The 9,286-nt window shown below is 66.4% G+C and carries 9 protein-coding genes; 8 read left to right on the top strand and 1 reads right to left on the bottom strand.

The window, feature by feature from the left end:
- Positions 1-117 precede the first annotated feature (117 nt).
- Complete coding sequence (locus D4Q52_RS11965) at positions 118-492, top strand: hypothetical protein (protein WP_119856806.1); 375 nt, start codon at positions 118-120, stop codon at positions 490-492.
- 236 nt (positions 493-728) lie between these two features.
- Here the strand turns inward: D4Q52_RS11965 and D4Q52_RS11970 are convergent, their stop codons facing one another.
- Positions 729-1,895 (bottom strand): NADH:flavin oxidoreductase/NADH oxidase, encoded by a 1,167-nt coding sequence (locus D4Q52_RS11970; protein WP_119856771.1) that lies wholly within the window; start codon positions 1,893-1,895, stop codon positions 729-731.
- A 186-nt stretch (positions 1,896-2,081) separates the two neighbouring features.
- Between D4Q52_RS11970 and D4Q52_RS11975 the strand changes: the two genes are divergently transcribed.
- From D4Q52_RS11975 to D4Q52_RS12010, 7 genes are all read left to right on the top strand, one after another.
- The gene (locus D4Q52_RS11975; protein WP_119856807.1) at positions 2,082-3,080 is read left to right on the top strand and encodes a Bug family tripartite tricarboxylate transporter substrate binding protein; all 999 of its coding nucleotides are present in this window, start codon (positions 2,082-2,084) and stop codon (positions 3,078-3,080) included.
- Between the two features lie 25 nt (positions 3,081-3,105).
- A complete protein-coding gene (locus D4Q52_RS11980) occupies positions 3,106-4,008 on the top strand; it encodes a LysR substrate-binding domain-containing protein (RefSeq protein WP_119856772.1) in 903 nt (300 codons plus the stop codon).
- A gap of 138 nt (positions 4,009-4,146) precedes the next feature.
- Positions 4,147-5,265 carry a 4-oxalomesaconate tautomerase gene (locus D4Q52_RS11985; RefSeq protein WP_119856773.1) on the top strand — a complete coding sequence of 373 codons (1,119 nt, stop codon included), beginning with the start codon at positions 4,147-4,149 and terminating at the stop codon, positions 5,263-5,265.
- Between the two features lie 120 nt (positions 5,266-5,385).
- Positions 5,386-6,414, top strand: a complete 1,029-nt coding sequence (locus D4Q52_RS11990; RefSeq protein WP_119856774.1) for an amidohydrolase family protein — start codon at positions 5,386-5,388, stop codon at positions 6,412-6,414.
- Between the two features lie 2 nt (positions 6,415-6,416).
- Positions 6,417-7,112, top strand: a complete 696-nt coding sequence (gene ligK / locus D4Q52_RS11995) for a 4-carboxy-4-hydroxy-2-oxoadipate aldolase/oxaloacetate decarboxylase (protein ID WP_119856775.1) — start codon at positions 6,417-6,419, stop codon at positions 7,110-7,112.
- Positions 7,112-8,047 carry a DUF1932 domain-containing protein gene (locus D4Q52_RS12000; RefSeq protein WP_119856776.1) on the top strand — a complete coding sequence of 312 codons (936 nt, stop codon included), beginning with the start codon at positions 7,112-7,114 and terminating at the stop codon, positions 8,045-8,047. Before ligK ends, D4Q52_RS12000 begins: the two co-directional genes overlap by 1 nt.
- 222 nt (positions 8,048-8,269) lie before the next feature.
- A complete protein-coding gene (locus tag D4Q52_RS12010; protein WP_119856778.1) occupies positions 8,270-9,184 on the top strand; it encodes an amidohydrolase family protein in 915 nt (304 codons plus the stop codon).
- The last annotated feature ends 102 nt before the right edge of the window (positions 9,185-9,286 follow it).

The following is a 9,286-nucleotide window of genomic DNA, read 5'->3' on the forward strand; positions in this document are numbered from 1 at the left end:
GTGACAAGCGGCCGTTAATGATCTCCGTAAAGGTTGATTTTGCTCAGTCGTTGACGGCGCGAAGCCGCGAACCCAATGATCGCGTCCGAATTATCCACGCCCACGAGGACGCTCATGATGACCCGCACTGCACTCGCCTTGATCGCTTCCGCCGCAACCGCGGCCGTTTTGGCGCCGACCGCCGCATCCGCCTGTTACGGCTGCTACACGCCGCCGCCGTGCCAGACGTGTTATCAGCAGCAATATGTGCCGCCGCAGTATCAGTCGGTGCAGGAAACCGTGATGGTCGCGCCCGGCCGCGTCGTCGCGCATCGAACGCCGCCAGAGTACCGCACCGTGATGGTGCCGAAGACCGTGATGGTCTCGCCCGGCGGCGTCGAGTACGAGCGCGTCCCGCCGCAATACGCCACCCGCGAGCGCGTCGAAATGGTCTCGCCGGGCTACACCACTTACGCCCCAGTCCGCCCGCGCTGCAACAGCTGCGGCTGGTAAGTAACGAGTCGTAGGATGGGTTGAGCGCCAGCGAAACCCATCAGGCGTCACAGCGCGGCGCGATGGGTTTCGCAAGGGCTCAACCCATCCTACGAATGAGCGAGCACCACGACTTGTAGGATGGGTTGAGCGTAGCGAAACCCATCAGGCGTCACGGCGCGGCGCGATGGGTTTCGCGAGCGCTCAACCCATCCTACGAGCCGCGGCTATAAGTCATTCTCCCGCAATGACGAAAATCACCCCCGCCGATACGGCAGCTTCCAGCCGTCGAGCTTGCGCAGGCCGGGTTCGCGGCGCTCCAGCCACCAGCCGTATTGCTTGGGCCAATCGGCGAACAGCTGGTCGTCGGCTTCGGTGAGTTCGAGCTGCGCGTGCAGCGGCCAGTTCGGATCGAACAGCGCCTCGCGGCCGATGCCGACCAGATCGGCCTGGCCCTGCTCCACGACCTTCTCGGCCTGATCGGGATGCAGGATCAGCCCGACCGCGATGGTCGGAACGTCGGCCTCCCGGCGAATGGATTCGGCGAACGGCACCTGGAAGCCGTAGCCGCGCGGGATGCGCGCTGCCGTCGCCGAGCCGAGCAGCCCGCCCGAAGAGCAATCGATGATATCGGCGCCGCGCGCCTTGGCCTCGCGGGCGAACGCCACCGAGTCGGCGAGTTCGATGCCGCCCTCGACGCCGTCGACCGACGACACCCGCACCGACAGCGGTAGCGTGTCGGGCCAGGCCGCCCGCACCGTCTCGATCACCTGCAGCGGAAATCGCATCCGGCCGGCGCGGTCGCCGCCGTATTGGTCGGTCCGCATGTTGGACAGCGGTGACAAGAACGAGTGCAGCAGATAGCCGTGGGCGCAGTGCACTTCGAGCATCTCGAAGCCGGCCTCGACGGCGCGCAGCGTCGCGGCGCGCCAGGCGTCCAGCAACCGCTCGAGCTCGTCCTCGGACAATTCCTGCGGCGTCAGCCAGCCCTCCTCCATCGGGATCGGGCTCGGCGCGACGATCGGCCACGGCTGGTCGCCTCGCGCGCGATCTTCCGCGGTCAGCGCGGCGTTGCCGTACCAAGGCCGCTGCATGCTGGCCTTGCGGCCGGCATGCGCGAGCTGGATCGCCGGCACCGCGCCGTTATCGCGCAGGAACGCCGCGATCCGCTCCAGCGGCTTGATCTGGCCGTCGTGCCACAGCCCGAGGTCGCCATGGGTGATGCGGCCGTTCGCCGTCACCGCGGTCGCTTCCACCATCACGATGCCGGCGCCGCCCTGGGCGAACTTGCCGAGATGCACCAGGTGCCAATCGCTGGCGATGCCGTCGACCGCCGAGTACTGGCACATCGGCGAGATCAGGATGCGGTTCTTGGCGGTGATGCCCCGCAGGGTGAACGGGCGAAACAGCGGCGGCTGCGACATCGGACACTCCACAGCTCTGATGACCTGACGAACGAAGAGGCATCAGGGTCTGCACTGTGCCGGCCATAGCGTCAATCGGGCGCCGCAGCCCGGGCGCCGCTGCTGCGCCGCGCCATGCGTTCGCCGGCTTCGGCCAATTGCTTGCAGTTATTGTGAAATCGGCCCGCTTTGGACTATCGTCAGAAGATGCCCATGATCAGCCGACGCCGCATCCTCCGTCTCGCCGCCCTGACGGCGTCTCTCGCCCTGCCCGGCGCACTTCAGCCGGTGCGCAGCGCCGCAGCGCAGAGCCTGTACCCGTCGCGGCCGGTGCGGATCGTGGTGCCGTTCGCCGCCGGCGGCGTCGCCGATATCACCGCGCGCCTGGTGGCAGAAAAGCTTGGAGCCAAGCTCGGCAGCCGCTTCTACATTGAGAACCAGCCCGGCGCCGGCGGCATCGCGGCGGCCCGCACGGTGATCTCGTCGCAGCCCGACGGCTCGACGCTGGCGCTGCTGTCCAACGGCACCGCGATCAGCGTGTCGCTGTTCAAGACGCTGCCGTTCGATCCGGTCAAGGACTTCACCCCGATCTCCAGCCTCGGCGTGTTCGACTTCCTGTTCGTGGTCCGCGCCGACGCGCCGTTCAAGACGATGGAAGACTTCGTCAAGGCCGCCAAGCAGAGCCCCGGCCGCTACAACATCGGCACCATCAATCTCGGCAGCACGCAGAACCTCGCGGCCGGCATGTTCAAGACCGCGGCCGGGATCGACGCCGTCACCATCCCGCATCGGGGCACGCCCGAAGTGCTGGTGTCGCTGCTGCAGGGCAATGTCGACCTGGCGATCGACAGCTATTCGGCCCTGAAGGGCAGTCTCGTCGACAGGAAGATCCGCGCGCTCGCCGCCTCCGGACCGCTGCGCTCGAAGATCACGCCCGACGTCCCGACGCTGCGAGAGAACGGGTTGGAAGTCAGCATCGAATCCTGGAACGCACTGTTCGCGCCGGCCGGCACGCCGCCCGCGGTGATCAGCACGCTGAACGGCGCGCTGCAGGAGATCCTCGCCGATCCGGCGCTCAAGAAGCAGCTGCTCGATCTCGGCGTCGACGCCCGCGGCTCGACACCGGATCAACTCGCCGTACGGCTGAAATCGGATATCGACAAATGGAAAGCCGTGATCGACGCCTCCGGGATCGAGAAACAGTGACGGCCAGCTTGGCCAGGGCGTTCCGATGAATCTGAAGCAGCTCGAATATTTCATGCGCGTGGCCGAGCTCGGCTCGTTCAGCAAGGCGGCGATGATGCTGGACATCGCGCAGCCGGCACTGAGCCGGCAGGTTCGCGGCCTGGAGACCGAACTCAATCAGCAGCTGTTCTTGCGCAACGGCCGCGGCGTCGCGCTGACCGAGGCCGGACGCCGGCTGTTCGACCACAGCGTCGGCATCATGCAGATGGTGGCGCATGCGCGCGAGGACCTCGGCGCCAGCCGCGGCGCGCCGGTCGGCCGCGTGACCATCGGGCTGCCACCCTCGATCGGCCGGCAGCTCACGCTGCCGCTGATCGACCGCTTCAAGCGCGAACTGCCGGACGCGCGGCTGGCGATCGTCGAGGGGCTGTCGAGCCACATCGTCGAATGGGTCACAACCGGCCGCGCCGACGTCGGGCTGGTGTACAATCCGGATGCGCAGTCCGGCATCGAGATCACGCCATTGCTGCAGGAGCCGCTCGGCCTTGTCAGCTACGTGCCGCCGCGGCAGCGCGGCCAGGCGGCACCACCGCTGCCGTTCAAAGAGCTGGCGAACTACCCGTTGATTGTGCCCGAGCGCGTCCACGCGATGCGCCGGCTGCTGGAGACCCAGGCGGCGCTGGCGGGCGTCAAGCTCGACATCGCCTGGGAAGTCAGCAGCGTGCCATCGATCATCGAACTCGTCTGTGCCGGCTACGGCCACGCGGTGCTGACCGCGAGCGGCGTCGCTGCCTCACCACGCGGCGCCGAGCTTAGCCTGCGCCGGCTGGTATCGCCGGAAGCCACGAGTGCGCTGTGCCTGGCAGTGTCCGCCACCAAGCGGCCGACGCCGCTGGCACAGTACACGATGGGATTGCTGACCGAGCTGGCGCGCAGCCTGCCGAACTGACGCATCGCTCATCTGCCAAATCGGCATGGCGTCATGCTGTCGCCATGCCTTAAGCCGATAGCTGTTATAGATACGGCACGGTGGCGCCTGCGGGCCGCCGGGGCCAAAATACAAAGAACAATTCCGGGAAGGAAACGGATGCAAACCGCGATCCCATGCCTGTTCATGCGCGGCGGCACCTCGCGTGGCCCGTTCTTCAACGCTGCCGATCTGCCGCAGGACATCGCGACGCGCGACAAAGTGCTGCTCGCGGTGATGGGTTCGCCCGACCGGCGCCAGATCGACGGCCTCGGCGGCGCGCATCCGCTGACCAGCAAGGTCGGTATTGTGTCGAAAGGCTCTAAGCCCGGCGTAGATCTCGATTTCCTGTTCGCCCAGTTGCAGCCCGACAAGGACACGGTCGATACCACGCCGAACTGCGGCAATATGCTGGCCGCCGTGGTGCCGTTCGCGCTCGAGACCGGCATGATCAAGCCGCAGGGCGACACCACGACATTGCGCGTGTTGACGCTCAACACCGACATGCAGTGCGACATCACGGTGCAGACGCCGGGCGGCCACGTCTCCTATGACGGCGACGCGCGCATCGACGGCGCACCCGGCACCTCGGCGCCGATCAAGATCAACTTCCTCGACACCGCCGGCTCGGTCGCGCCGAGCCTGCTGCCGACCGGCAATGTCCGCGACGTGATCGACGGCGTCGAAGTGACCTGCATCGACAACGGCATGCCGCTGGTGATGTTCAAGGCCGAAGCCGTCGGCCGCACCGGCTATGAGAGCGTCGAAGAACTCAATGCCGACACCGAGCTGAAGGCGCGGCTGGAAACGCTGCGGATCGCCTGCGGCCATGCGATGCAACTTGGCGACGTCACCAAGAAGAACTATCCGAAGATGACGCTGATCGCCGCGCCGCGCGCCGGCGGCAGCATCACCACCCGCAGCTTCATCCCGCATGTCTGCCACGACGCCATCGGGGTGCTCGCGGCCGTGACGGTGGCGACCGCCTGCGTGCTCAAGGGCAGCGTCACCGAAGGCATCGCGATCGTGCCGGACGGCCAAGTGAAGCAGATTTCGGTCGAGCATCCGACCGGCGAATTCTCGGTCGAGATCGAGGTCGACCCGGCCAACCCGCAGGACGTCACCCGCGCCGCACTGCTGCGCACCGCCCGGCTGCTGATGCGCGGCGACGCGATGGTGCCGGCGGCGGTGTGGGGCGGCAAACAGACCGCGGATGCAACGCTGCGGCGGGCGGGCTGAGATATGAACATCCGTCATTGCGAGCGAAGCGAAGCAATCCAGGGCCCCGTGCACTGAGCTGGATTGCTTCGTCGCTTCGCTCCTCGCAATGACGAACCGATAGACCGACGAGGACACCCGATGATCATCGACATTCACGGCCACTACACCACCGCGCCGAAGGCGCTGGAGGATTGGCGCAACCGGCAGATCGCCGGCATCAAGGATCCGTCCGTGATGCCGAAAGTGTCCGAGCTGAAGATCTCGGACGACGAACTGCGCGCCTCGATCATCGACAACCAGCTCAAGAAGATGCAGGAGCGAGGCAGCGATCTCACCGTGTTCTCGCCGCGCGCCTCGTTCATGGCGCACCACATCGGCGACTTCAACGTGTCCTCGACCTGGGCGGCGATCTGCAACGAGCTGTGCTACCGCGTCTCGCAGCTGTTTCCCGACAATTTCATCGGCGCCGCGATGCTGCCGCAATCGCCGGGCGTTGACCCTGCGACCTGCATTCCCGAGCTGGAGAAGTGCGTCAAGGAGTACGGCTTCGTCGCCATCAACCTCAATCCCGATCCGTCCGGCGGCCACTGGACCTCGCCGCCGCTCACCGACCGGCAGTGGTACCCGATCTACGAGAAGATGGTCGAGCTGCAGATCCCGGCGATGATCCACGTCTCGACCAGCTGCAACGCCTGCTTCCACACCACCGGTGCGCACTATCTCAACGCCGACACCACTGCCTTCATGCAGTGCGTCGCCGGCGATCTGTTCAAGGACTTCCCCGAGCTGAAATTCGTCATTCCGCACGGCGGCGGCGCGGTGCCGTATCACTGGGGCCGCTTCCGCGGTCTGGCGCAGGAGATGAAGAAGCCGCTGCTCGAGGATCACGTCCTCAACAACATCTTCTTCGACACCTGCGTGTATCACCAGCCCGGCATCGATCTCCTCAACACCGTGATCCCGGTCGACAATGTGCTGTTTGCCTCGGAGATGATCGGCGCGGTGCGCGGCATCGATCCGCAGACCGGCTTCTACTACGACGACACCAAGCGCTACATCGAGGCCTCCAAGATTCTGACGCCGGACGAGAAGCAGCAGATCTATGAAGGCAACGCGCGCCGCGTCTATCCGCGGCTCGATGCGGCGCTGAAAGCGAAGGGTAAGTAACAATGACCGTGCGGATGAACGATCTCGGCATCGTCAAGCGCAACATCAGCCGCGCCGACAAGGCGGCGGTCGAGAAATTGTCGCGCTTCGGCGTCGCCACCGTGCACGAGGCGATGGGCCGCGTCGGCCTGATGCATCCTTACATGCGGCCGATCTATCCGGGCGCGCAGATCTGCGGCACCGCCGTTACCGTGCTGCTGCAGCCCGGCGACAACTGGATGATGCATGTGGTCGCCGAACAGCTGCAGCCCGGCGACGTCGTGGTGGCGGCCTGCACGGCGGATTCGACCGACGGCTTCTTCGGTGATCTCTTGGCCACCAGCTTCCACGCCCGCGGCGCGCTCGGCCTGATCATCGACGCCGGCGTCCGCGACGTCCGCGATCTCACGCAGATGAAGTTTCCGGTATGGTCGAAGGCGATCCACGCCAAGGGCACCGTCAAGGCGACGCTCGGCTCGGTCAACATTCCGGTGGTGGCCGCCGGCGCGCATGTGACGCCCGGCGACGTGGTGATCGCCGACGACGACGGCGTGGTGATCGTGCCGGCTGCGGTGGCACAGATGGCGGCCGACGCCGCCGAAGCCCGCGAGGCCAACGAAGCCGACAAGCGCGCCAAGCTGGCGTCCGGCGTGCTCGGCCTCGACATGTACAAGATGCGCGAGCCGCTGGAAAAAGCCGGCCTGAAGTACATCGACTGATGAGCAGCGACCCGAAACAGTGGCTGGTCGGGATCGTCGGCTATGGCGAGGTCGGCAAGATTCTCGCCGAGGATCTGCGCGCGCAGGGCGTCAAGGTGGCGGCCTATGACGTCAAGCTCAGCGACGACCGCGGCGGACCGCTGCGCGAGCACGCCGCTCGCCACAGCGTGACGCTGACGTCGTCGCACGCCAATCTGGCGGCGCGTAGCGACTTCCTGATCTCCGCCGTGACGGCGAGCCAGACCGTCGCGGTGGCGGAAGCCTGCGCCGCGGCGCTGAATCAAGGCACCTGGTTTCTCGACTTCAACTCGGCCTCACCTGGCGCCAAGCAGCGCGCCGCAGCTTTGATTGACGGCGAACAGGGCCGCTATGTCGAGGGCGCGGTGATGACCTCGGTGCCGCCCTATCGCATCAAGGTGCCGCTGCTGCTTGGCGGGCCGCACGCGGCCGAGCTTGCGCCTCTGATCAATGCGCTCGGCTTTGCCGCCAAGCCGGCCAGCGATCAGCTCGGCGTCGCTTCCGCCACCAAGATGTGCCGCAGCATCATGATCAAGGGCCTCGAGGCGATGGTGATCGAGAGCTTCACCACCGCCCGCGCCTATGGCGTCGAGGACGCGGTGATCGCCTCGCTGCAGGAGACGTTTCCGTCGATCGATTGGGAGAAGCAAGGCGCCTACTTCTTCCAGCGCGTGATCGAACACGGCCGCCGCCGCGCCGAGGAAGTCCGCGAAGTCGCCGAAACGGTGCGCGACGTGGGGCTCAAGCCGTGGTCGGCGCAAGGCACGGCGGAGCGGCAGGCGTGGGTGGCGGATCTGGCGGATGAGGGGCTGTTCGGGACGCGCGGCGACAAGGCGTTTGCGCGGAGTGCGGACTGGCGGACAGAGGCTGATCGGATTCTGGTGAGGGTGAAGGCCGACCAAGAGCGAAAGCCCTGATCCGAATTTTGACCCGAAGCGCTGTTGGTCCCCCACCCCCTTGCGGGGAGGGTCGGCCGAGCGAAGCGGAGGCCGGGGTGGGCGTTCACGGGCACTGTGCCTGGGGACCCCCACCCCCGACCCCTCCCCGCAAGGGGGAGGGGAGCGAGAGGCCGAGGCGAGTCAAATACGATGACTTCAACGAGCGCCTTGAACGGGCGCTGACTTGAGACGAGTAACGGAATGAAATTCGAAAAGACCCCCGGCTGGCTCGACTGGTACCAAGGCCCGTCGAAGCCGACCTTCAAGGTGCCCGCCGGCGCCGTCGATGCGCATTGCCATGTGTTCGGGCCGGGCGACGAGTTTCCGTTCGCGCCGGAGCGCAAATACACGCCGTGTGACGCGTCGAAGCAGCAGCTGTATGCGCTGCGCGATCATCTCGGCTTCGCCCGTAACGTCGTGGTGCAGGCGACCTGCCACGGCGCCGACAACCGCGCGATGGTCGATGCGCTGGTGAACTCGAACGGCAAGGCTCGCGGCGTCGCGACGGTGCGCCGCAGCGTCACCGACGACGAGTTGAAAGCGATGCACGACGCCGGCGTCCGCGGCGTGCGCTTCAATTTCGTCAAGCGCCTGGTCGATTTCACCCCGAAGGACGAACTGGTCGAGATCGCCGAGCGCATCGCCAAGCTCGGCTGGCACGTGGTGATCTATTTCGAGGCGGTCGACCTGCCGGAGCTGTGGGACTTCTTCACCGCGCTGCCGACCACCGTGGTGGTGGACCATATGGGCCGGCCGGACGTCACCAAGCCGGTCGACGGCCCCGAGTTCGAGCTGTTCGTGAAGTTCATGCGCGAGCACGGCAATGTCTGGTCGAAGGTCAGCTGCCCGGAGCGGCTGTCGGTGTCCGGCCCGCCGGCGCTGAACGGCGAGCAGAATGCCTATCGCGACGTCATCCCGTTCGCCCGCCGCATCGTCGAGACTTTCCCGGACCGTGTGCTATGGGGCACCGATTGGCCGCACCCGAACCTGAAGGACCACATGCCCGACGACGGCCTCCTGGTCGACTTCATCCCGCACATCGCGATCACAGAGGAACTGCAACGCAAACTACTGGTCGACAACCCGATGCGGTTGTATTGGCCGGAGGAGAAATGATCCGATCGCCCACGCGGCGTGCACGGATGTCACCTCTCCCCGCGCGCGGGGAGAGGTCGACGCGCATCGTCAGATGCGCGGGGGGTGTGGGGGCGCCGCCGC

The sequence above is a fragment of the Rhodopseudomonas palustris genome (assembly GCF_003591005.1).
Taxonomy (GTDB): domain Bacteria; phylum Pseudomonadota; class Alphaproteobacteria; order Rhizobiales; family Xanthobacteraceae; genus Rhodopseudomonas; species Rhodopseudomonas palustris_K.